This is a genomic window from Pontibacter virosus (assembly GCF_003096355.1).
In the GTDB taxonomy this organism is placed as follows: domain Bacteria; phylum Bacteroidota; class Bacteroidia; order Cytophagales; family Hymenobacteraceae; genus Pontibacter; species Pontibacter virosus.
Genome location: NZ_QEKI01000005.1, coordinates 158146 through 180388, shown reverse-complemented (window position 1 = coordinate 180388; position 22243 = coordinate 158146). Strand labels below are relative to the sequence as shown.

Sequence of the window (22243 nt, the reverse complement as noted above, 5' to 3'; positions counted from 1 at the left end):
GCGGTGCAAAAATAAAACGAGTGAAAGTACTGAAAGACAGAATAGAGGAGATCATGATACTGATCACCGAGGTTGCCAACGGAAACTTCGACTACCAGATCGAAACCTCCGATACAGGTGACGAAATGGATGCCGTGATCGCTGGTATTAACATGCTGGGGCAGGAGCTCAAGAGTTCTACCGTGTCCAGGGATTTCATGCAGAGCATTTACCGGGGTGTGGTGGATATGCTGCTTATTCTTAACCCAGACTTTACGATCAGGTCGGTCAATGAATCTGTGGAAGAGGCGCTGGGCTACCGGCAGGATGAACTGCGCGGCAAGCACCTTTCTATTCTGCTCACCAGCGAAGATGTACCAAAAATGGTGTCGCTGATGGAACAGTGCCGCTCACAGGACAAGTGCCTGAACAAGGAATTGCTTTTCAAGACAAAGCAGCACGGCGAGATTCCGGTTTCCTGTTCCTTCTCTCACATCCGCGACAGCCATCAGGAGATTGACGGCGTGATGATCGTCGCGAAAGACATCACTGAGCTAAAGCAAAACGAAAAGGCGCTGCGCAAGGCTAAACGCAAGGCAGAGGAGGCGAACGAGGCAAAGAGCAATTTTCTATCCAGCATGAGCCACGAGATCAGGACACCGCTCAATGGCATCATGGGTTTTACAGACCTGCTATTGAACACCGGCCTGACCGACACGCAGAAACAGTACATCAACCTGATCAAAACATCGGGCACCACCCTCACCAAACTGCTCAATGACATACTGGACCTGCACCGGGTCGAACAAAACAAGATATACCTGGAGGCCATTCCGTTCGAGTTGCGGGAAGGGCTGGAAGGCAGCCTGAGACCCTACCGGCACCTAGCCGAGACCAAAGGGCTGAAGTTCTCCTGTTCTTTTGACGCTTCCGTGCCGCAGTGGGCGATCGGTGACCCGACCCGCATCAGCCAGGTTGTGGTCAACCTTGTGAGCAATGCCATTAAGTTTACCGAAGAAGGCAGCATCGACGTCCTGTTCAAGTCGGAGCAGTTGCCTGAAGATGAATTCCTCCTTTACTGCTCGGTGAGCGATACCGGCATCGGTATACCTGCCGGGAAGCAGAAGATGGTGTTTGACTCCTTCACCCAGTCCGACCAGTCCACCTCCCGCAAATACGGCGGCTCAGGCCTTGGGCTGGCCATCAGTAAGAAACTGGCCCGGCTGCTACAGGGCGACCTGCAAGTGATCAGTCCGCTGCCCGGTCAGCAGAAAGGCTCTTTGTTCTGGTTCACCATCCGGCTGAAGCACATGCAGACCAGACAGCCTGCGCAGCAAGAGGTAGCAGACGACAGCAACTACCGCGTGCCCGAAGGCAAGCACCTGCTGATCGTTGATGACAACGAAATCAATGTGATGCTGCTCCAGACGGTACTCGAAAATCATGGGGCACAGGTCACCACAGCCTTTAGCGGACAGGAAGCCATTGACCTGGTGCATGCCCAGCACTTCGATCTGATCTTCATGGACGTGCAGATGCCCGGCATCAGCGGATTAGAAGCCGCCCGTATCCTGCGGCAGGAAAAATACGACACCCCGATCATCGCCTTTTCGGCCAGCGCCTACAGCACCGACATTGAGAACAGCCTGGCCTCGGGCATGAACGATTACCTCTGCAAACCTTTTGAGCAAAGCGACCTGCTCGGGCTGCTCAGGAAGTGGGTGTAGCCGCTGTTTTAAACGACTGCCCTGTTTCATCCGTATATCACGGTATAAGTTTTGTTTAATTTTAAGTCTAAAATACGATGCACGAAGCAGAATATAGAACCAGAGGAAACTGGAATGAAATGAAAGGCAAGATCAAGCAGCAGTACGGCGACCTGACCGACGACGACCTGACCTATAACGAAGGCAAGGAGGATGAGTGGCTCGGAAAGCTGCAGCAGAAAACCGGCAAGGCAAAGGGCGAGCTCAAAAGATGGATCGACTCATTGTAGGCTGGTAGCCTTTAAACAAGTAAAAACACCCCGCTCAGGCTACGGCCTGATGCGGGGTGTTTTTTTATAACTGCACAAATACGCATTATGTTATAACAATATTGCTTTTATATTAATTAAATATATCCTATATTCAACAAAACTAACCTATTCACACCTTTAAACACACTAGTTGAATTATGGGAAAAAATCTACTATCCATCATTTTGCCGCTTTTAATGCTCTGGTCCGCCAGCGCGGCTGCCCAGGATAGGGCAGTAAGCGGTAGAGTGACAGAAGCCTCGACGGGCAATGGCCTGCCCGGGGTAAGTGTCGCTGTCAAAGGCACCACGATTGGCATCGCCACCGATGCCCAGGGCAATTACCAACTCCGGGTACCTGAGGCCAATGCCACACTCGTTTTCCGCTTTCTGGGCTATACCACCCAGGAGGTAGCAGTGGGCAACCAAAGCACGATCAACGTAAGCTTACAAACCGACACCCGTCAACTCGATGAAGTAGTGGTAACGGCGCTGGGTATTGAGCGAAGCGAGCGCTCCCTGGGCTACGCCACGCAGCAGGTACAGGGCGAGAACCTGACTTTAACCAAAGAGCAGAACGTGCTGGGATCGCTATCCGGTAAAGTGGCTGGCGTGCAGGTGACGGGCTCTTCCGGCGCCAGCATGGGCGGTACCCAGAAGATCAAGATACGCGGTGTGAACTCCATTACCGGCGGCGACCAGCCCCTGATCGTGGTAGACGGCACTCCCATCTCCAACGCCAACTTTGCCGGTGCTGACCAGGCTGACTACGGTAACCTGGCACAGGACATTAACCCGGAGGATATTGAGTCGATCAACGTGCTGAAAGGCCCGGCGGCTTCTGCCCTCTACGGCATCCGCGGCCAGTACGGCGTGATCATGATCACGACTAAGAAGGGCCAGAAAGGACCGAAAAAGGTAGGCGTACAGATCAACTCCGCTTTCTCAGTGGAAAGAGCAGCCAACTTTATGCCGATGCAGAACCTATATGGTGGCGGTTCCAGCCAGACCTGGCGTACGCTTCCGAATGGCGATAAGTATGTGGACGTGTCGGTGGATGAGAGTTGGGGACCAAAGATGGACGGCACACCCGTTCGCCAGATCTTCAGCTTCTACCCACAGGACCCGGAATACGGCCAGCTGACGCCTTTCGTACCGCATCCCAACAACATACAGGACTACTACGAAACAGGCTATAACCTGAACAATGGTGTGACCATCACAGGTGGGAACGAGAACAGTACCTTCCGCCTGAGTGTGAACGACACCCGGCTGGAGGGCGTGGAGCCGAACACTTTCCTCAACAGAAACAACGTGGGCGTGAGCGGCAGCCTGGACCTCTCCAGGAAGCTGACGGTTTCCACCAACATTAACTATGCCCGCAACAATGCCCAGCGTCCTTCGCAAGGCTCGGAATACGGCGCCCGCTACATGGTGCAGTGGTTCCAGCGTAACGTGGACATGAAGCGCATGAAGAACTACCGCTACGCCGACGGCACTTTCCTGAACTGGAACCTGCGCCGCCCGAGCACCACGACAGGTGAGGTAACCAATTTCAACCCGCTGTACTGGAACAACCCTTACTTCGAGGCGTACGAAAACATCAGCAACGACAACCGTGAGCGTGTATTCGGAGACGTGGGTCTGACTTACCAGGTCCTGCCTTCACTGAAACTGAGCGGCTTTGTGCGCAACGACAGCTATACCCAGAACATCGAGTCACGCCAGGCTTTCGGCGGCAGAAGAGTGCCTTCCTTCAGCACAGGCAAGTACCAGGGTCGCGAAACTAACTACGAGTTGCTGGCGCAGTACAACAAAGAGTTCGGTGACTTCTCGCTCAACGTGAACGCCGGCGGCAACATTTTCGACACCCGCTATACCTACCTGTCTATGGCTTCGGTAGGCGGACTGGCTACGCCGGGCTTCTACCACATCGATGGCTCTATTGACCGTCCGAGCACGAACCAGTATTTGCGCCGCAAGCAGATCCGCAGTATGTTCGGTATGGCTTCTGTCGGGTATAAGGACACCTACTTTATCGATGCCTCTTTGCGTAACGACATCTCCTCTGCCCTGCCGCCAGATAACAACTCATACTGGTACCCATCCGTATCGGGTAGCATGGTATTCAGTGAGTTGATCGACTGGTCACCGCTGTCATTTGGTAAGATCCGCGCCAGCTACGCACAGGCAGGTTCCGACCTGTCGCCTTACGAAACCTCTCCGTACTATACCGTGGGCACTGTGTATGCAGGTGCTACAAACGTAAACACCCTGTCCGTTCCGGACAACCTGAACAACCCGTTCGTAAGACCATCCTTCTCGCATTCGTACGAGGCCGGTTTGGATGTGCGCTTCCTCAACGGTCGTGTAGGTTTGGACGTGACCCTGTACCAGCAGAAGAACAGAGACCAGATCCTGCGTCTGCCAGTTTCAGGTACCAGCGGGTATAGCTCCACCACCATCAACGCCGGTCTGATTCAGAACAAAGGTATAGAGGTCGCTTTATCCGGCACACCTGTTCAGTCGAGCAGCTTCACCTGGAACACTGTTTTCAACGCAAGCCGCAACCGCAACATGGTGGTAGAACTGCATCCGGAGATCGACGTGCTGACGCACTACTCCACCACCTACTCTTCTGTTACCTCTTACCTCAACTCCTATGAAGGCCAGCCTTTCGGTAGCCTCGTAGGCCAGGCTTACCAGCGCGACCCGGCCACCGGCCAGAAGCTGATCGGCGCCAACGGCATGCCGCTCTGGACAGACGCTACCCACAACTTCGGCAGTGTACAGCCTGACCTGACAGGTGGCTGGCAGAACAGCTTCCGCATCTGGAAGTTCGATCTCTCTGCCATGATCGATTACCAGTTCGGCGGACAGTTCTTCAGCCGCTCTAAAATGCTGGCCGTGCGTACCGGGCAGGACCCGATCACGGTGGCGACCAACGACCGCGGCGCTAACGTGCGCGACCCGCTGGAAGCAGGCGGTGGTGTGAAAGTAGAAGGTATTTACGCGCCGGGCACGATCGTGGGCGGTGTGGATGTGGGCGGTCAGCCGGCCTCTAACTACGTGAGCGCCCAGTCTTACTACAACACGGTAGTAGGCCGTCGCGTGTACGAAGAGTGGCTCTATGACGCTTCTTACATCAAGCTGCGCGAACTGCGCCTGGGCTATACCCTAGACAAGTCGATGATGGGCCGCCTGCCGTTCCAGAGCGTGGGTGTTGCCCTGATCTCCCGTAACGTGGCACAACTGTGGCAGAAAGCTCCGGAGGGCATCGACCCATCCGAGATCTCAACCGGTTCCCAGTCCATCAGCTGGTACGAGTCTGGTATGACCAACTCGGTGCGCTCTTACGGCATTAACCTAAACATTACTTTATAAGGAAGATGAGAATGAAGAAAATATATGCAGTGCTTTTGTCGTGCTTTCTGCTGGCAAGCTGCGATAAGTTTGACGAGGACATCAATTTGAACCCGAATCAGCCCAGTACCGCCTCGGGTACGCAGCTGATTGCCAATGCGGCGCTTTCGCTGTCTAGTCTGAGCGCCTCCCCTTCGGCCCAGTTTCATGCCCAGTACCTGTCCGAGACCCAGTATCCGGGTGCCTCTCTCTATCCGGATGGTGGTACCAGCTTTTACTGGATCTACCAGGGACCACTCATGAACCTGGAAACCGTGCTGACCACGGCTACCCTGAGCGCAACCGAAGGCCCGGTGAATAACCAGCTGGCAGTGGCCAAGATCCTGAAGGCTTACTACTTCTGGCATGTGACCGACCGTTGGGGCGATGTGCCTTACAGTGAGGCCCTGAAAGGTGCCGAAAACTTCACGCCGAAGTATGACACCCAGGAGTCGATCTACAACAACCTGTTCACTTTGCTGGAGCAGGCCAACAGCGAGATCACGGCCGGCAACATCTCCAACGACATCGTGTACAACGGGGATGTTAACAAGTGGAAGCGCCTCGGCAACACCATCCGGATGCTGATGGCCCTGCGCCTGTCAGAGGTAGACCCAGCCAAAGGGGCCGCAGAGTTCAACAAGGCCCTGGAAGCCGGTATTATGACCTCCAATGCCGACAACCTGGTGTTCCGTCACCTGGCCGACGCCAACAACCAGAACTACTGGTTTGGACAGGTATCGAACCAGAACCGCGAGTGGTGGGCTTTGACCGAAACGCTCGTAAACGAGCTGAAGCCGGTAAACGACCCAAGGCTGCAGGTATACGGCGCTCCAGCCCGTACATCCGGTGAGTACAGAGGCTTACCTTATGGCACCGTGGAAGGTCTGCCAAACGTGACCAACTACTCGCTGCTGGGCCAGGCCCTCTGGAAGCAGGACGCACACATACAGCTGGTAACTTACGCGCAGGCCCTGTTTGCCAAAGCAGAAGCCGCCAAGCGTGGCTGGATTGCCGGTGGCGATGCAGAAGCCGAGAGCAATTACAACAAAGCCATCGAGCAGTCGCTGGTGCAGTGGACGGGTAGCGCAGCCGGTGCTTCGTCCCTGTTGAGCCAGGAAGGCATTGCCTACGACCCGGCCAACGCCATCGAGCAGATTGCGACGCAGCGCTGGGTGCACCTGTTCATGCACGGCTACGAGGCCTGGGCTGAGTGGCGCCGCACTGGCTACCCAAACAACCTGGTGCAGCCAGACGGCAAAGCAGTACCCCTCCGCAACAGCTACCCGGCTAACGAATCCTTCAACAACGCCGCCAGCTACAACGAGGCCGTACAACGCCAGTTCGGCGGACAGGACAACCTCTATGGCCGCGTGTGGTGGGATAAGTAAGATTTTGTTTAGTTGAGTGTTAAATAAAACGCCGCTCTCCGAAAGGAGGCGGCGTTTTTTAGTTTTGGGGGGTGGGGAATTTGCTCGGGGTAGCTGCTGCGACGTTACAATGTAACGTCGCAGCAGCTACCCCTCAATACCCTTGGACAAAAGATTATCAAGATATATACCTTCTATCAAGCATAATTAAAGCTATGCTGGTTAAAGCGTTCACAAAAAATCGATGTTCACGCTCCGTGAACAGAACAAAAAAGTGAACAGTGACAGTTGCTGCTCAAACACCAAATACATCTATCATAAATCAGTAGCTAGGTCAAACACCTTTCGGTACGCCTGCTCCATTCTTTCGATTTCATCGTCGGTTAGCTTGGCAAAGTCTTTTCTCCGGCGCTTCGGAAAACTGCCTTTGTTCTGGTGCAGAAGCAGGATCATCAGATTCAGCTCCTTGTCGGGCATGTCCACAATTTGCTGCAGCTCCCTTTTTGCCTCGTCATAGCGCTGAATAAAGGCTAGTTCCTGCGGTATATCATCGGTAATTGTCGACTGTATCGTGTGGGCAAGAAAAATAGTTTGGTCCGTCAGATCCGGGTAGCGGAAATACCCCTCCACTTCGTTCTTGTTGATCACCTCCAGTTCTCCAGAGGCTGTTTTGGTGTACTGTACCAGCCTCATCAAAGGTATGGAGTAATTTTCAAGTGTTTTGTTGTAGTCGCGCATGTGGCTAAGCATGTGAGCTGATACTGGAATGATCAGCCCATCCGGCACCACTCTGTCCCTTACGAGCATGTCATGAATCAGAAAACGCTGCAGCCTGCCGTTGCCGTCTTCGAATGGATGTATAAAAACAAACCCAAATGAAATGACAGTTGCTCTTACCAAAGCGGAAGTTCCCTCCGATTTGGTGGCGGTTTCTTTCAGACCTTCCATCAGTGAAAGCACAAACTCCGGTGGTGGACAGATGAAATGAATCATTTCCACGCAGTTTGGGAGTGTTTGCCCGATGTAGTTCTGAAAGTCACGGTAACCGGAAGCAGCAAACCGGGGATCGACAATGGCATTTTGCAGTTGCGTCAGGTTCTCCTCGCCCAACAAATGTTCGCTTGGCTCCCTGCCGGCATGGCTGAGCAGCGCTATAAAACGCTCCATTCTTTCGGGCGGGGGCTTCTCTTTTTCGATTTCATAGGAAGAGCGGGTTTCCTTACTATACAGGTAATGTATCGCTCTGCTGAATGTATCCAGGTCGTAACTTTCTTTTAACTGGGCTACTTGCTGCCTCAGGTCATGTTGTAGCACATCCGCCAGCGCACTTGTCTTTCGTACGATGGGGCAAAAAGCAGCCGTACCCAGCAAATTGTTGTTGATGCGCCATTTCTGGACTTTTACCGCCTTGCCTGTAAAGTATTTACCCTCTTCCAGCAGGTCAACATAATTTCCCCCCACCGCTACAGCAAGCACTACTTGCCTACCGGTTAGGAATTCGTACAGAAAACCGATCTTTCGGGCATACTTACCTGTTGGGGAGGTTGCTACATAGTTTACTATTTCCTCTTCAGAGACGAGCACAAAAACAGCCTGCAGGAAAGCGAGATGGAGGTCATCGTACTTTAAAGAGAACTCCAGGTGCGCCATTACTGTGTTGGAAGCCGGAACATATTTCGGACCATACACCTGGTTCACCTCCCCGCTTGGGGTCAGCTCCAACCTGGCGTTCTGTCCGATATATGAACGGTGCGTCAGTACAAAGCGCGTCAATTTAAAGTGCTCCTGCAGCCACAGGCTACCGACTGTTTGTAATTTCATCTATCTCCTATATGTAAACTGATTAAAATTACTGTAAAATAGTTAAAAGGTATTAAATTAACAGTAAAACATTTAAAAATTAGGTATGGGGGTCATTAAATAGATTAGACTTACCGTAAAATGAATACAATTAGCAATGGCCACTGCAAAACAAATACATTATAGGTGAAACAGGCGGAGAAGCTTCATTAAAAAGAACTGATGCCAATATTCCGAAGAGAAGATGTGTCATTGATACTAAAGATGTGCGTATTTACACTATCTCCAAAGCAATCTTGCCTTTAGAAGCTTGTATGCAAATCGTATGCGAACAAAAAAAGCACCTATCTCTCTGCGAGATAAGTGCTTGATTTTCTGTGGGCCCACCTGGAATCGAACCAGGCACCTACTGATTATGAGTCAGTTGCTCTAACCGAATGAGCTATAGGCCCGTTCCCTTAAAAGAATGTGCTTCCTTTGATTTGGGAGTGCAATTCTACATATTTGTAGGGACAATTTCAAATACCAGACCAAAAAATTTCGTGGACCTGACTAGCGTTAAAAACATCATCTTCGACCTCGGCGGGGTCATCATCAACATAGATTACTTTAAAAGCATACGCGAGCTGGAGCAGTACTGCACCGCAGGCCATACCATCGAGTACAGCCAACGTGCACAGTCTCACCTATTTGACCTCTTCGAGACCGGTAACAGCAGCCCCGGGGAGTTTCGCCAGCACCTGCGCGAAGCCTACCACCTCGACGCCACCGATGAGCAAATCGACGATGCCTGGAATGCCATGTTACTCGACATTCCGGCCGAAAGAATTGAGTTGCTGCGCGAGCTGGGCAAAAAATACCGCATCTTCTTGCTCAGCAATACCAACGCCATCCACATGAAGCGCTTCAACGAGATGGTGGCCCACAGCTTTACCATGCCGAGCCTCGACTCGCTGTTTGAGCAGGCCTACTACTCGCACCTGATCGGGCAACGCAAGCCCGACGCCATCGTGTTTGAGCAGATACTGGAGCAGAACGAGCTGAAGCGCGAAGAGACGCTCTTCATCGACGACAGCATCCAGCACATCGAAAGTGCCCGAAAAGTGGGCCTGCAGACGCTCTTCCTGGAGCCGCCGCTCACCATCAACCAGGTGTTTGAGGATGCAGTTTCCTAAGCAGCAAAACAGGTATAGCCTGCACCTGCTGCTCTTTGTGCTCACCCTGATCACGACGACTATTGCCGGGGCCGAGTGGCGCTTCGGCAAGCTGTTCTTCTGGGGGCCGGAGGGCTTTTCGTGGACGGGTACTTTTACCTGGGCCGAGTTGGCGGCGGGGCTATACTTCTCTATACCTTTCCTGGGTGTGCTCACTGTGCATGAGTTCGGGCACTACTTCACAGCCAAGCATTACCGCACCAACGTCTCGCTACCCTACTATATTCCGCTGTGGTTTGGCATCACGTCCACCATCGGCACGATGGGCGCTTTCATCCGGATCAGGGGCCGCATCTTTTCCAGGCAGCAGTTCTACGACATCGGCATTGCCGGCCCGCTGGCCGGTTTTGTGGTGGCGATCCCTTTGCTATGGTACGGTTTTACGCACCTGCCCGACCCGGATTTCATCTTCACCATTCACCCGGAGTACCAGCAGTTCGGGCAAGACTATGTCCGGTATGTGTACCAGGGCGAAGGCAACTTCTCGCTCGGCAAGAACCTGCTTTTCCTGTTCTTTGAAAGGTATGTGGCGGACCCGGCGCTGGTGCCCAATGCTTATGAAGTGATCCATTACCCGTTGCTTTTTGCGGGTTACCTGGCCCTGTTCTTCACGGCGCTCAACTTACTCCCCATCGGTCAGTTGGACGGTGGACACGTGCTCTATGGCCTGATCGGGTATAAGCGCTTCAACCAGCTTTCGCCGATCTTTTTCACGCTCTTCATTGTGTATGCAGGTATGGGGATGATCTCGCCGCACCGCGAGCCCCTCTGGGACGACAGCCTTTTGGTTGTACTGGCCCCTTTCGTGTTCTTCGCCTTCCGGGGCATTTTGCACGACAACCGCCGTGGTCTGATGGCTGCGTTGGGGATGTTACTCTTGCAGTACAGCCTGGCCGAGACCTTCCCGGAGCTGACAAACTACATCTGGGCATGGCCGATGTATGTACTTTACCTGTTCTTCGTGCTTGAGCCCGCCACCCCAAAACTGCGCTTCACCGCCTACCTGGTGCTGATCGTAATGGTGGTGCAAGTCGGCATCGCCTGGCTATACCCTGCCGCCGACGGCTACAGTGGCTGGTTGGTGTTCGGACTTCTGCTCTCGCGGCTGATGGGCATCTTCCATCCTTCGTGTCCAAACGAAGCGCCACTTACGCCAGCTCGTAAAGTGCTGGGGATACTGGCTTTTGTGATTTTCCTGCTCTGCTTTAGCCCGACGCCGTTTGTGATTGGGTAAATGCCTGAATCACGATTTGCAGGATTTTAAAAGAAGTTCCCTACCCCCAGGATTAACAGGATTCTCACAGATGATTAGCATCCTTCTGCCCCTCCCGAAACAAGTCCGGGATCTTCGACTTCGAAGGGGGACTTTCTGAAACTGCTTTCCGGTCTGTCATCCTGGAAGGATCTTGGTTGCAGAGGGTTAAGGCATTTGCTATAACCTGCCCCTCTCTTTCATAGAGGCCCCTACCCCCAGAGGGGACTTTCAGCCCCTACCAATTGGGAGGTATAAGTTTCGTAGCTGTAGCAGTTTCTTTGCAGTACCGGGTCCAACCACCCCTGCCCCTCCTTGTCTAAGGCGGGGAACCGGTAACTGCCAATTTACAGGTATAAGCGCTGTAGTTTCCTCTATTATACACCATTGTCAGGTATAACAAGGCTTACTTGCACCTCAGCTACAAAGCAGATTACTTTAGTCCGGTGCACCACCGACGATTTTGTGTTGGGGGTGAAGGGGTCCCCCTGTCAAGAGCGGTCAGGGAGTGGGGGGAGGGGCCCTCGATTTTCATCAAGGAAAAAAGTGAGGCCCGCCCGGACAGGGCAAGCTATAATACAACACTAGTTGCTATACCTGCAACAGCAGCAGCTACGCCAGTTGCAAACTGGCTCCATGTGCCACCACAAGTTGTGCTAAAGCTAAACTTGCGGTATGTTGAGCTATACCTGCAAAACCGCAACTTTACTAGAATATCACTTAATAGAAAAAGGGGCCAGAGGCCCCTCTATAGTAGACACGAGCGAAGACGCTCGAGCTATACTCTTATACCTTAACCTTGGTACCCAGTAATACCACCAAGCAAATTTCTTACTTGCTTAAACCCCTGCTGCTGCAGGAAAGCTTTGGCAGAGGCAGACCGCATACCGGACTTGCAGTGCACGATCACCTCCAGGTCTTTGTAGTCTTCAATGTCGTCGAGGCGCTGCGGCAGCGCTCCCAGTGGGATGTTTTGTGCACCCTCAATTCTGCTTTCCTGGTGCTCCCAGTCTTCGCGAACGTCGATGATGATGGGCGTTTCGCCCTTGGCGAGTCTTTCCTTGAGTTCCTCGGCCGTGATGTCAGTTGTAATCATAATTTTAGTAGGATGCGTTTGGTAGTGAATGTATGATGGTCGGTTTCAATTCGGATGTTGTATAAGCCCGGTGAAAGTCTTGGGAGGCGCACGGGCTCCTGCCAGGCTGTTGCTTTATGACGCAGAATTTCCCGCCCGGTTGCGTCGTAGAGCGAAAAAGAACGGTAAGGACCTGAGAAATTAAGAATACCGGTATTGGGGTTCGGGTATACCTTAAAGCTTGCTTCAAGCGCCTCTTCTTCCAGACCCAGTGCCTGGCCCGCCATCACAGGGCGCAGCATGACGGCGCCTGCATTGACGGAGTCCTGTTGCCAGCCACTTACCACCGTATTGTAGAACAAGCGGCCAGTGGCTCCGGCGTTTCGGTCAAAGCCAATATTGAGGTATAGGGTAGCTGGCTGACTGAAGCCAACATAAAAAGTACCCTCAACCGGAACAGGCTGGTTCAGCTCCACTTCATAGAAGGTATTGAGCCCTTCATTTTGCTGCACCGGAAAGGATTGTTCATGCAGGGTACGGCCCGGACGTCCGTTGTCGTCGGCCCAGATGCGGAAGACGATGGATAGGTTGTTATGCTGCACACCCACCTGCGGAAAATGCACCCGGAAGGCGCGTACCTGGTCTGCTGTTGCCAACTCGAAGCGCTGCGCCACCTGGGTATTGCCGTAGGTATAGAGACTGCTGTAACCGGCTTCGGCTGTGCCATCGTCCAGGGCAAAGTAATCGTTGAAAGTGGTGCGTTGCAGGGTGCTGTCGTTGGCACGTTGGCGGACGTTCTGTTCTTTGGTGTCGAGCCAGAAACCGTGCTCTAGCACAAAGTTCTCCGGATTTAGGTTGAGGTTGCTGATGCGGGGTGTTGCGGTAATGGGGCGCTGCCGTGCCTGTCCAGGTATAAGGCCTTCTTCACGCAGAAAGGTATCGGTTGGTGCTGTACCGAACTGCCGTATAAAGGCACTCCAGGCGATGGCACCGGGCAGGTCGCCGAGGTTATTCAGGCTGGCAGAAATCTCGTCGCGTAGGTATAGCTCAGGATTGGCCAGAAACTGACGGGCGGGCACCGCACTGTAGTTCATTAATGGTGATACGCTCTCGCTGATGCCGATGTCGCGGGTAGTGTTCTGGCCACGTCGTCGGTTGCGGTCCAGCTCCACATAGTCCAGGTTCCAGACGTCGCGCATGGCGTTGCGGGTACCTTCGCTTCGGAAGCGGAACTGAAATTCGTTGTGCAGAAAACGCTGCTCCCGCACGGCCACCCAAGCCTGCGCAAACTCCGTTACCAGTCCGGGTGCGGCCTGCTGCCATACCTGTACCCAATTACCGTCGGCATCTTTGAACTCCAGACGCAAGAAGCGCGGGTTGTTATTGTTTCGCTCCGGCGCACTCCCCTGCCCTCCTGACTGCCAGTAGAAACTCAGGTATACAGAGTCAGCCGGCGTGAGTGCTCCTAATCGGATAGGCTGAGACGTAAGTGTATCGGTTGGGCCGGCAAGGCTGCTGCCATAGGGGTTGCCCTGTGCATTGAGTCCGTCGAATGTGACGACGTTGCGTGTGAGTGGCCGTAGGGCAAACCGGTTGTTTACATACGTGCCGCCATTGATCCAGTAGGCCGGATCGGGTGTGATGGTGGTGCCGGAAAAATCGTCGAAAAACGGCAGGGAGAGCGGGTCGTTCTCTGTGCGGAGTTGGAATGGGCTGTCGACAGGTATACGCTGCGGGTCCTGTTGCAAGGGCATCAGCACGCCTTGAGCTGAAGCAAAGGAGCCACAGCAAAGCAGTACGATTGTAAACAGAAACTGTCTTATACCCATACCTTGATCTATATGAAAGACGTCCGCCACTGTGAGCGGCGGGCGCATCTTTTAGTCTATACCTTGCACAGGCTCTTCGCCGGCTACCCAGAGGTCCACCAACTCGCCTGTTCGTATCTTGGCCTTCACATCGGCGATCGGACGCTGACGGACAATCGTACCGTCCGGCTTACCGCTGCCTGGCACATAAATGATGTTACCCAACTGAAGTTTCTGCCCTACCAACAGCACCGAAGCCTCGTCGAGCGGCATGCCTACCACATCCGGCACCTCAAACTCGGTATTACCCAGTCCGTCGCCCACATGCAGGTCTACCACAGCTCCTTTTGGCACCTCGTCCCCTGGCCGCACTTCTTTGCCATTCACAAACTGCTTCAGCACGGCACCATGCTGCAGGTCAGGCACGTTCGTAATCTTGCCCCGACGCAGGTTATAGCTTTTCAGGATAAGCTCCGCATTTTTCACCGAACCGTCGATCAGCTTGGGCATCTTGATCATCGGTGGGTTTTTCATGTTGATGCTAACGTAGATCTTGCGGTTCTCCTTTACTTTGGAGCCCGGTGAAGGGTCTTGTGTCAGGATCTCGAAAGGCTTGTACTCCGGGTGATAGCTGGAGTCGTTTACGAAATAGCGCAGGTTCTGTTCTTCCAGAAATGCCTCCGCATCCGGCAGCTGCATACCTGTGATCTTCGGCACCGAAATCGTCTCGCCATGGTTGGTAGCCGACGGCAGGTATAGGTAGAAGAATCCGAAGATCAACCCGGCCACGATCACTCCCATCAAAGCCAGGTGCACCAGCACCCCCACAAATGAATTCGTCTTTAACATTTATTTTATTGTTGATTGTTTGCCCCTGCAGGGCCTTTGTTGATTGTTTATTGTTGTTTGTGCACGATTGTCATCCCCATGCCCCCTTGGGGACTTTCCTACTGATATCAGCATACAGGTATTGCGTGCTAGTTACCGTACCTTGGTATTCACACTGATTGAATACACCCCTGCCCCCCGCAAGAGGGGAATTACACAGGAGATATTCCCCTCTTGCGGGGGGCAGGGGTGTATAATATGATCAGCTTAACCTCCCTTCAACCAGGATCCTTTCAGGATGACAGAGAAAAATAAAAAGTCTAAATCATCCCCATTTGAAGTCGAAGTTCCCGGACTTGTTTCGGGAGGGGCAGGGGGATGATTTTCCACGTTCCCCTTTAAATCTCAAACTCCTAAACTCTTCAACTCCCCAACTTACACATTCCTCGACTTATACCCCTGCAGTTCCTTCGCCCGCTCGTTTCGTTCCACCCCGAAAGTGAGGATGCGGTCGATGAACTCGTAGGGTTTGTAGCCGTTGATGGCGGTCTGGTGGAAGATGCAGGTGGCCGGGGTCATACCTGGTAGCGAGTTCACCTCGATGATGATGGTCTCCACCTCGTCATTCTCCAGCACGCGCACAAAGGCGTCGATACGGGCGTAGCCTTCGATGTTCAGTATCTGGGCCACACGCTTCAGGTCTTCTTTCACCTGGTCCGATATCTTCTGACGGCGCTCCGGGTCCTGTGCATAGCGGGCCGGGGTGATGTTCTGCCCCTCCCCTGCCAAAAACTTCTCTTCCAGCGACAGTACTTCACCCTCGGCCAGTGCCTCCGAAGCTTCAAATACCTCGTACGCCACGGTGCCGTCTGGCGCATACGTGGTCAGCAAACCACCGGTGATCTCCAGGAAATGCTTCGCGCCGTTTCGGCTGATAAGCGTTTCCACCAGGTAGCCCTGCTTGTTCGGGAATTCTTCTTTGAAGCCGAGCGAAAGTGTTCTGGCGCATTCTGCATCGAGTTCCTCCATCTCACGGAAGATCAGGGTCGTAAAAGCGTCCAGCTCCGCGCGGTTCTTGATTTTTTTCACAGCCGAGCTACAGCCATCATCAGCCGGCTTGGCAATGAACGGATAACGGAACTCGCTTTCAAGGCTCTGATAGAAAGCCTCTTTGTCTTTCAGCCAGTCTTCTTTCCAGGCCATGCGGTGATGTGCCACCGGCACACCATGTTTGGCGAGGATTTCGTTGGTATCGTACTTGTTGATCGTGATCTGCGAAGAGCTGATGCCCGAGCCGTTGTAAGGTATAGACAGCTTCTCCAGTTCCTGCTGCAGGGCACCGTCCTCACCCGGACGACCGTGCAGGGCGATGAACACCGCATCGACCATGTTCTGCAGTTGGCTGTACGTCAGGCGACTCGGCTCATCCAGACTCTTGCCCGTGTACTTGCGCGTAATGCCTTCGGCTTCGCTGATGATCTCCTGCAGCACCGGGTGCGGTTTGCCGCCCTCCTCAAAGTGATGTATTTTCTCTTTGATGTCGTCGGCATTGTCCTTGAGCATGATGTTAATCGGAATGCTGTACAGACGATGGGCCTCGTTGCTACCCGTTAGGAAGATCGGCAGCGGCTCGTATTTGGTTGAAGAAGAAAGCTTCTCGTAAATGTTACGTCCGCTCTCTACCGAAATATGTCTTTCAGAAGAATAACCACCCATGATCACCCCTACCCGGACTTTGTCGTGGCGGTGGGCGTTCTCCTCACGGATGGCTTCGTCCAGCTTTTTCAATAATTTTGTCAGCATCACGGTATCCTTTCCGGACTTCAGGCGCTCGGCCACCGAAGTACGAATGATATAAGTCAGGAACTGCGATGGGTTCAGACCAATCTCAGCCGCCTGGTGGAAGAAGAACGACGACGGCAGCATGCCTGAGGTCGTGTTCGGGTCGTTCAGGAAGATGTTGCCTTCCTCGGTGATGAAGCCGTCGAGGCGGGCGTATACGTTGAAGCCCAGATCGATGAACAACTTGCTGCAAGCCTTGCGGATTTCCTGAATCTGCTCACTTGGCAGGTTGATCGGTGTGATCTTGCGGGCAAGACCCGGCAGGTACTTCGAACGATAATCAAACACCTCACTGCCTTTCACAATTTCGGTTGGCGGCAAGGCAATTGGCTGACCAGCCTCGTCCTGCACCACGATGCAGGAGAACTCACGCCCTTTGATGAAAGCTTCCACCAGCACCTGCTGCTCATGCTCGACACTGGTCAGCACGATGGTCTCAGTATCGGTAGTAGTAAAGGTATGGTTGATGTGGTTCAACAGTTCTTCCGGGTGGTACAGGATGGTGCCATCTTCGAGCACGACTGGCATGCCGATGCCCTCGCGGATGTCCACGAGCTGCTTCATGCTGCCCAACTGTTTCTCCTCACCCAGCGCCTGCCATTGTGCCTTGTAAATATTCTTGGTAAAGAAACTGCGGTCCATACCCTGCTCGAACAGGTCATAATTATGCTCCTTCACGATGGAGACACCTATAGAAGAACCCTGATGCGGCGCCTTCAATACCAGCGGCAGTCCCAAATCCGCTACCAGCGACTCGAACAGCTGCTCACGGTTCTCCTGCTTTTTCCAGTCGGCGTATTGCACCTTGCGGTAATCCGGCGTCGGGAAGCCGTGCTGCTTGAGCATTTCCTTCTGCGCCGCCTTGTCTATACCGATGGCTGAAGGCAAGATGCCGGAGCCAGAATAAGGTATATGGTACCACTCGAGTAAACCCTGAATGCTACCGTCCTCGCCGTATGGTCCGTGCAGGGCCAGAAAGGCGAAGTCGAAGTGATTCTTAAATTCATGCGGCAACAGGCGCTTGCCCGCTTTTGCAATGATTCGGTCCTGCTCCTCGATGCTCAGCTCGCCCAGCGACTCCAGGTAGATCTGCAGTCCGTGCTCACTCTCTGGCAGGGCCTCCACCGGTGGGTAGAAGTCGCGGATGGTGCCTTTGTAGATGTACTGCCAGTCCAGCAAGATGAAATTGCCGAGGCTGTCGGCAAACACCGGAACGGCATCGAAAAGGGCTTTATCAAGGTTATCGTACACGGTGCGGCCACCTGCGAAAGAGATCTCACGCTCACGGGACGGTCCGCCAAATATTATTCCTACTCTCATGGTATGCAAAGGTAACAAATACACGCAGTATTTTAAGGGGCAAAAGATACAGGATGCTTTTGGAATTACATAGCAAAATCGGGATTTATGATGTCTTGTATAATCATAACGGTTGGGATGGCGAGGAAATTCAATGTTTAACCAGGGGATGGGGTTATTTGAAATGCTGCATCTGGTCTTGCTAGTGTAGTTGCTGTTTGTTGCAATCAGTAACTTACTTTGTTTTATAGCTTGGCTTGGCCAGCCGGGCCCTACTTTTTTTCTTGATAAAAAAAGTAGGCAAAAAAATCAAGACTCCCCAAACTCGCTGATCGCTCAAACAGTGGGTATTCGTTTCGTGCATCTAGCTAATGTGATCTGTTTCATTGCCTGCGTGCGAGTTAGTCTTGAGATGCGTGCCAGTGATATTTACCAGAAACTACAAGGCCTATACTTGCCAATTGGCAGCGGCAGAAGCTCCCCTCTTTAGTTAAGGAGGGGTAGGGGTGGTTGGATCCGGAATATGTAGCAGAAACTACAGCGCTGATACCTGTGAAAAGGCGGTAACAGTAATTCACCTCTGTGGGGCAGGGGTGGGTTAATCATAAACAAACTCCCTCTCCACTGTTTGAGTGTCGGAGTCAACAGGCATCTGAGAAAATCCTGTTAATCCTTAAATCCTCAAAATCCTGATTCAGACAAATACCCTTTTTCCTATATTTGTACAACCATTTAAGCATACCGGAAACAAAAACTCCGCAAAAACGAAAAACGAGTAAGACTAACGAAAAAGACAAGTACATGAGAACTGTAGACGCGTATAACTTTGCCGGCAAGAAAGCTTTGGTCCGGGTGGACTTCAACGTGCCACTGGATGCTGACTACCGCATCACCGACGACACCCGCATCCGTGCGGCCGTGCCGACTATCCAGAAAATATTGGACGACGGCGGTGCGGTCATCCTGATGTCCCACCTCGGTCGCCCGAAAGCCGGACCGGAGGAGAAATACTCGTTGCGCCACTTAGTGGGCCGTCTTTCCCAGGAATTCAACACCACGGTTAAATTTGCCGAAGACTGTGTAGGCCCTGAGGCTGCTCAACTGGCGCAAGACCTGCAGCCAGGCGAAATCCTGCTGCTCGAAAACCTGCGCTTCCACAAAGCTGAGGAAAAAGGCGATACGGAATTCGCAAGAGAACTCTCCACACTGGGCGATGTGTATGTGAACGACGCCTTTGGCACCGCGCACCGCGAGCACGCCTCTACAGCGGTGATCGCACGCTACTTCCCGAACGACAAAGTGATGGGCTATGTGATGCACGCCGAACTCGACAACGCCCGCCGTGTGATGGACAATGCCGAGCGCCCATACACAGCCATTATGGGTGGTGCCAAGATTTCGGATAAGATCCTGATCATTGAAAAACTGATGGACCGCGTGGACAACCTGCTGATCGGCGGTGGCATGAGCTATACCTTCGTGAAGGCAGACGGCGGACAGATCGGTTCTTCTCTGGTAGAAGAAGATAAAGTGGAGTTGGCCAGCCGCCTCATAGCAATGGCCAGAGAAAAAGGCGTGAACCTGATGATCCCGGTTGACTCGATCATCGCCGATGAGTTCAGCAACGACGCCAACGTGGATACAGCACTCAGCCACCACATCAAACCGCTGTGGATGGGCCTCGACATCGGACCGAACGCCCGCGAAATGTACGCTGACGTGATCCGCAACTCGAAGACTATTCTGTGGAACGGCCCAATGGGCGTGTTTGAAATGTCGAACTTCTCTGTAGGTACCGAAGCTGTGGCTGAAGCGGTGGTAGATGCCACTCGCCGCGGTGCTTACTCGCTGATTGGCGGTGGTGATTCGGCTGCTGCTGTAAACCAGCTCGGCTATGCTGACCGTGTGTCGTACGTGTCGACTGGCGGCGGTGCACTGCTGGAGTACATGGAAGGCAAAACGCTTCCGGGTGTAGCTGCTATCGAGCGTGATGATTATTAATCAGAGAAGGTAAAGGTATAGCGCACCGTCCCCCTTGTAAAGGCAGTGTGCTTCATTCTACTTTTTTGTCATCCTGAAAGGATCTTGGTAATGAGGGCTCCTACCCCCGCAAGTTGCATCGGCTTAACCTCCGGGGAAGGCTGCCTTATTTTAACTAGGTTTCTTAACAAAATGGCAGTAAGCTTGAGCTTGTTTTATTAGAATGAAGCGACCCTTCTCCCAAGAGTGGCAAGGGAATGACAACCGTGCACTTCATAAACAAGCCTATACAAATCCCCCGCTGCTATTCAGTAGCGGGGGATTTTACTAAACTGCATATAGTGCCAGTACCTATCATCCACTCAGTTTTTACACAAACCTATATCTGTTCTAACCGGTATTTTTTAAGCTCTGAAAACCGGAAGCATTCTTTAAGAGCCAGAGACTAAACATGAAGATTTATACCCTGTTGCTGGCGTTACTGCTGGCATTTCCTTTTACGGCATCAGCACAAACGACGGAAGGAAATCTGCCGCTGTTCAATTTAAAACGCGGTGTTGGCTTCGTTACACCCGATAGTGCCTACTCGATCAATATGCGCTTCCGAGTACAGAGCCGGGCCATCTACAACTCGATCTCAGAGAACGATTTTGGGGTGTCGGAATATGAAATGCGGGTGCGCCGCCTGCGTCTGCGCTTCGAGGGTTTTATGTACTCGCCCAAGCTGACCTACAACATCCAGCTCTCGTTCTCGCGCGGCGACATGGACTGGAGTATGAACGATCAATCCAACATTAACACCAGCCCCAATGTGGTGCGCGATGCCGTGGTATACTATAAACCAAACGACAGATGGCAGTTCGCCTTCGGGCAGACTAAACTGCCAGGCAACCGACAGCGTGTGGTCTCTTCTGGAGACCAGCAGTTCATCGACCGCTCCATCGTAAACATCGGCTTTAACGTGGACCGTGACTTTGGTTTTCAAGCGGTTTACAACAACGACATCGGTACCTTCCACTACATGCTCAAAGGAGCCCTGACAGCCGGTGAGGGTCGTAACGTGTTCTCAACAGACAAAGGCCTGGCCTATACCGGGCGGGTGGAGCTCCTCCCATTTGGTAAATTCACTAACGGAGGCGACTACTTTGAAGGCGACCTGGAGCGCGAACCAACACCGAAACTCTCGCTGGCGGGTGGCATGAGCCATAACGAACAGGCTCGCCGAACAGGTGGTCAGATTGGCCGTGACCTATACGAGCAAACCGACATACAAACCTACATCTTCGACGGTCTGCTCAAGTATAGGGGTATGGCGCTGTATGCTGAATACATGTCCCGCGAAGCCGACAACCCGGTAACGTTTAATGCTGCAGGGCAGCAACGCCATGTCTTAACCGGTCACGGACAGAACTACCAGCTGAGCTACATCTTCCCGAGCAACGTAGAACTGGCCGGTCGGTACTCGCGTGTCACGCCGAATAGCGAAGTACGCGCTTTTGAGAATACAGAAGAAGCTTACCTGTTGGGCGTAACCAAATACCTGCGTGCGCACCGCCTGAAGGTGCAGGGCAATGCAGGTTACCATTCCCAAAACCCATTCCTGCCCGTGAACAACGATTACCACTGGACGGCCGGCGTACAAATTGAACTCGGCATATAGACCGCGAACAGGTATAGCGGCCTTCGGCTAATTAAATTGCGTATTCATGATAATGTGCGGAACTTGCAGCCCTTATAAAGCGCGTATGGAAGAACAGAAAAACAACCCCCTTCATGGCAAAACACTCGAGCGCATCCTGGTGCAGCTCGTAGACTACTATGGCTGGGATGAATTGGGGTATAAGATCAATGTCAACAGTTTCAACATCAACCCGAGCATCAACTCCAGTTTGAAGTTTTTGCGCAAGACACCCTGGGCCCGACAAAAGGTAGAAGACTTGTATATCAGAACTTTTGCCAACAAATAGAAGCCCCTCAACAGACCAAACATGAAAGACTACAAAAAATACTTTATAGTGCCGGCCGACCCCGAAGAGGTATACGCGGCTCTTACCAACCCCAACACCATACAGCTCTGGTCAGGCGATCCGGCTGAGATGTCGACGGAACCGGGCTCGGAGTTCTCGCTTTTTGAGGGCAACATTGTGGGCAAGAACCTGGAGTTTGAGGAAGGCAAGATGCTGGTACAACAGTGGTATTTCGGTGAGCAGGAGCCTAAATCCATCGTCACCATCAAGTTGCACCCGCACAAGCACGGCACCTCAGCCGAACTGCGTCACCTCAACATACCTGACGAGGACTACGACGACATCGTGGAAGGCTGGAACGAGGCATATTTCGGTGCTTTGATCGAGTTTTACGAGGACGAGTTTTAGAGA

15 protein-coding genes and 1 tRNA gene are annotated in these 22243 nt (G+C 52.8%); 10 read left to right on the top strand and 6 right to left on the bottom strand.

From position 1 onward, the window contains the following. Positions 1–20 precede the first annotated feature (20 nt). From C8E01_RS09770 to C8E01_RS09755, 4 genes are all read left to right on the top strand, one after another. Positions 21–1706: a PAS domain-containing hybrid sensor histidine kinase/response regulator gene (locus tag C8E01_RS09770; protein ID WP_116543181.1), complete on the top strand. Its 1686-nt coding sequence runs from the start codon at positions 21–23 to the stop codon at positions 1704–1706. Positions 1707–1783: 77 nt separating this feature from the next. Next, positions 1784–1975: a CsbD family protein gene (locus C8E01_RS09765; protein WP_116543180.1), complete on the top strand. Its 192-nt coding sequence runs from the start codon at positions 1784–1786 to the stop codon at positions 1973–1975. Between the two features lie 179 nt (positions 1976–2154). Beyond that, a complete protein-coding gene (locus C8E01_RS09760) occupies positions 2155–5379 on the top strand; it encodes a SusC/RagA family TonB-linked outer membrane protein (protein WP_116543179.1) in 3225 nt (1074 codons plus the stop codon). An 11-nt stretch (positions 5380–5390) separates the two neighbouring features. Beyond that, positions 5391–6788: a SusD/RagB family nutrient-binding outer membrane lipoprotein gene (locus tag C8E01_RS09755; RefSeq protein ID WP_116543178.1), complete on the top strand. Its 1398-nt coding sequence runs from the start codon at positions 5391–5393 to the stop codon at positions 6786–6788. 294 nt (positions 6789–7082) lie between these two features. Here C8E01_RS09755 and C8E01_RS09750 read toward each other — a convergent pair whose 3' ends face one another. Then, positions 7083–8588: a Fic family protein gene (locus C8E01_RS09750; protein WP_116543177.1), complete on the bottom strand. Its 1506-nt coding sequence runs from the start codon at positions 8586–8588 to the stop codon at positions 7083–7085. Positions 8589–8945: 357 nt separating this feature from the next. Then, positions 8946–9019, bottom strand: a tRNA-Ile gene (locus C8E01_RS09745). Between the two features lie 90 nt (positions 9020–9109). Here C8E01_RS09745 and C8E01_RS09740 point away from each other — a divergent pair. Together C8E01_RS09740 and C8E01_RS09735 are read left to right on the top strand one after the other, a co-directional pair. Then, on the top strand, positions 9110–9742 hold the full coding sequence (locus C8E01_RS09740) for an HAD family hydrolase (protein ID WP_116543176.1): 633 nt from the start codon (positions 9110–9112) through the stop codon (positions 9740–9742). Next, positions 9729–11015 carry a site-2 protease family protein gene (locus C8E01_RS09735; protein ID WP_243409509.1) on the top strand — a complete coding sequence of 429 codons (1287 nt, stop codon included), beginning with the start codon at positions 9729–9731 and terminating at the stop codon, positions 11013–11015. Before C8E01_RS09740 ends, C8E01_RS09735 begins: the two co-directional genes overlap by 14 nt. An 811-nt stretch (positions 11016–11826) precedes the next feature. Here C8E01_RS09735 and C8E01_RS09730 read toward each other — a convergent pair. From C8E01_RS09730 to C8E01_RS09715, 4 genes are all read right to left on the bottom strand, one after another. Next, positions 11827–12129, bottom strand: a complete 303-nt coding sequence (locus C8E01_RS09730; RefSeq protein ID WP_116543175.1) for a rhodanese-like domain-containing protein — start codon at positions 12127–12129, stop codon at positions 11827–11829. Next, entirely contained in the window at positions 12126–13937 is a 1812-nt protein-coding gene (locus C8E01_RS09725) for a T9SS type A sorting domain-containing protein (protein WP_165820608.1), read from the bottom strand. The genes C8E01_RS09730 and C8E01_RS09725 overlap by 4 nt, the downstream gene beginning before the upstream one ends. A gap of 51 nt (positions 13938–13988) precedes the next feature. Continuing rightward, the gene (locus tag C8E01_RS09720) at positions 13989–14765 is read right to left on the bottom strand and encodes a PASTA domain-containing protein (RefSeq protein WP_116543173.1); all 777 of its coding nucleotides are present in this window, start codon (positions 14763–14765) and stop codon (positions 13989–13991) included. A gap of 414 nt (positions 14766–15179) precedes the next feature. Beyond that, a complete protein-coding gene (locus tag C8E01_RS09715; RefSeq protein WP_116543172.1) occupies positions 15180–17906 on the bottom strand; it encodes a D-alanine--D-alanine ligase family protein in 2727 nt (908 codons plus the stop codon). Between the two features lie 780 nt (positions 17907–18686). Here C8E01_RS09715 and C8E01_RS09710 point away from each other — a divergent pair. The 4 genes from C8E01_RS09710 (at position 18687) to C8E01_RS09695 (ending at position 22240) form a co-directional block, all read left to right on the top strand. Next, complete coding sequence (locus C8E01_RS09710) at positions 18687–19886, top strand: phosphoglycerate kinase (protein WP_116543320.1); 1200 nt, start codon at positions 18687–18689, stop codon at positions 19884–19886. 430 nt (positions 19887–20316) lie between these two features. After that, a complete protein-coding gene (locus tag C8E01_RS09705) occupies positions 20317–21525 on the top strand; it encodes a porin (protein WP_116543171.1) in 1209 nt (402 codons plus the stop codon). 85 nt (positions 21526–21610) lie between these two features. Then, positions 21611–21832 carry a VF530 family protein gene (locus tag C8E01_RS09700; RefSeq protein ID WP_116543170.1) on the top strand — a complete coding sequence of 74 codons (222 nt, stop codon included), beginning with the start codon at positions 21611–21613 and terminating at the stop codon, positions 21830–21832. Positions 21833–21853: 21 nt separating this feature from the next. After that, positions 21854–22240 carry an SRPBCC domain-containing protein gene (locus tag C8E01_RS09695; protein ID WP_116543169.1) on the top strand — a complete coding sequence of 129 codons (387 nt, stop codon included), beginning with the start codon at positions 21854–21856 and terminating at the stop codon, positions 22238–22240. Positions 22241–22243: the final 3 nt, after the last annotated feature.

Bases quoted from the DNA above. Each gene is read 5' to 3' on its own strand.
- C8E01_RS09765 (WP_116543180.1), top strand. From the start codon at position 1,784: ATGCACGAAGCAGAATATAGAACCAGAGGAAACTGGAATGAAATGAAA.
- C8E01_RS09760 (WP_116543179.1), top strand. From the start codon at position 2,155: ATGGGAAAAAATCTACTATCCATCATTTTGCCGCTTTTAATGCTCTGG.
- C8E01_RS09755 (WP_116543178.1), top strand. From the start codon at position 5,391: ATGAAGAAAATATATGCAGTGCTTTTGTCGTGCTTTCTGCTGGCAAGC.
- C8E01_RS09750 (WP_116543177.1), bottom strand. From the start codon at position 8,588: ATGAAATTACAAACAGTCGGTAGCCTGTGGCTGCAGGAGCACTTTAAA.
- C8E01_RS09735 (WP_243409509.1), top strand. From the start codon at position 9,729: ATGCAGTTTCCTAAGCAGCAAAACAGGTATAGCCTGCACCTGCTGCTC.
- C8E01_RS09730 (WP_116543175.1), bottom strand. From the start codon at position 12,129: ATGATTACAACTGACATCACGGCCGAGGAACTCAAGGAAAGACTCGCC.
- C8E01_RS09725 (WP_165820608.1), bottom strand. From the start codon at position 13,937: ATGGGTATAAGACAGTTTCTGTTTACAATCGTACTGCTTTGCTGTGGC.
- C8E01_RS09720 (WP_116543173.1), bottom strand. From the start codon at position 14,765: ATGTTAAAGACGAATTCATTTGTGGGGGTGCTGGTGCACCTGGCTTTG.
- C8E01_RS09715 (WP_116543172.1), bottom strand. From the start codon at position 17,906: ATGAGAGTAGGAATAATATTTGGCGGACCGTCCCGTGAGCGTGAGATC.
- C8E01_RS09710 (WP_116543320.1), top strand. From the start codon at position 18,687: ATGAGAACTGTAGACGCGTATAACTTTGCCGGCAAGAAAGCTTTGGTC.
- C8E01_RS09705 (WP_116543171.1), top strand. From the start codon at position 20,317: ATGAAGATTTATACCCTGTTGCTGGCGTTACTGCTGGCATTTCCTTTT.
- C8E01_RS09700 (WP_116543170.1), top strand. From the start codon at position 21,611: ATGGAAGAACAGAAAAACAACCCCCTTCATGGCAAAACACTCGAGCGC.
- C8E01_RS09695 (WP_116543169.1), top strand. From the start codon at position 21,854: ATGAAAGACTACAAAAAATACTTTATAGTGCCGGCCGACCCCGAAGAG.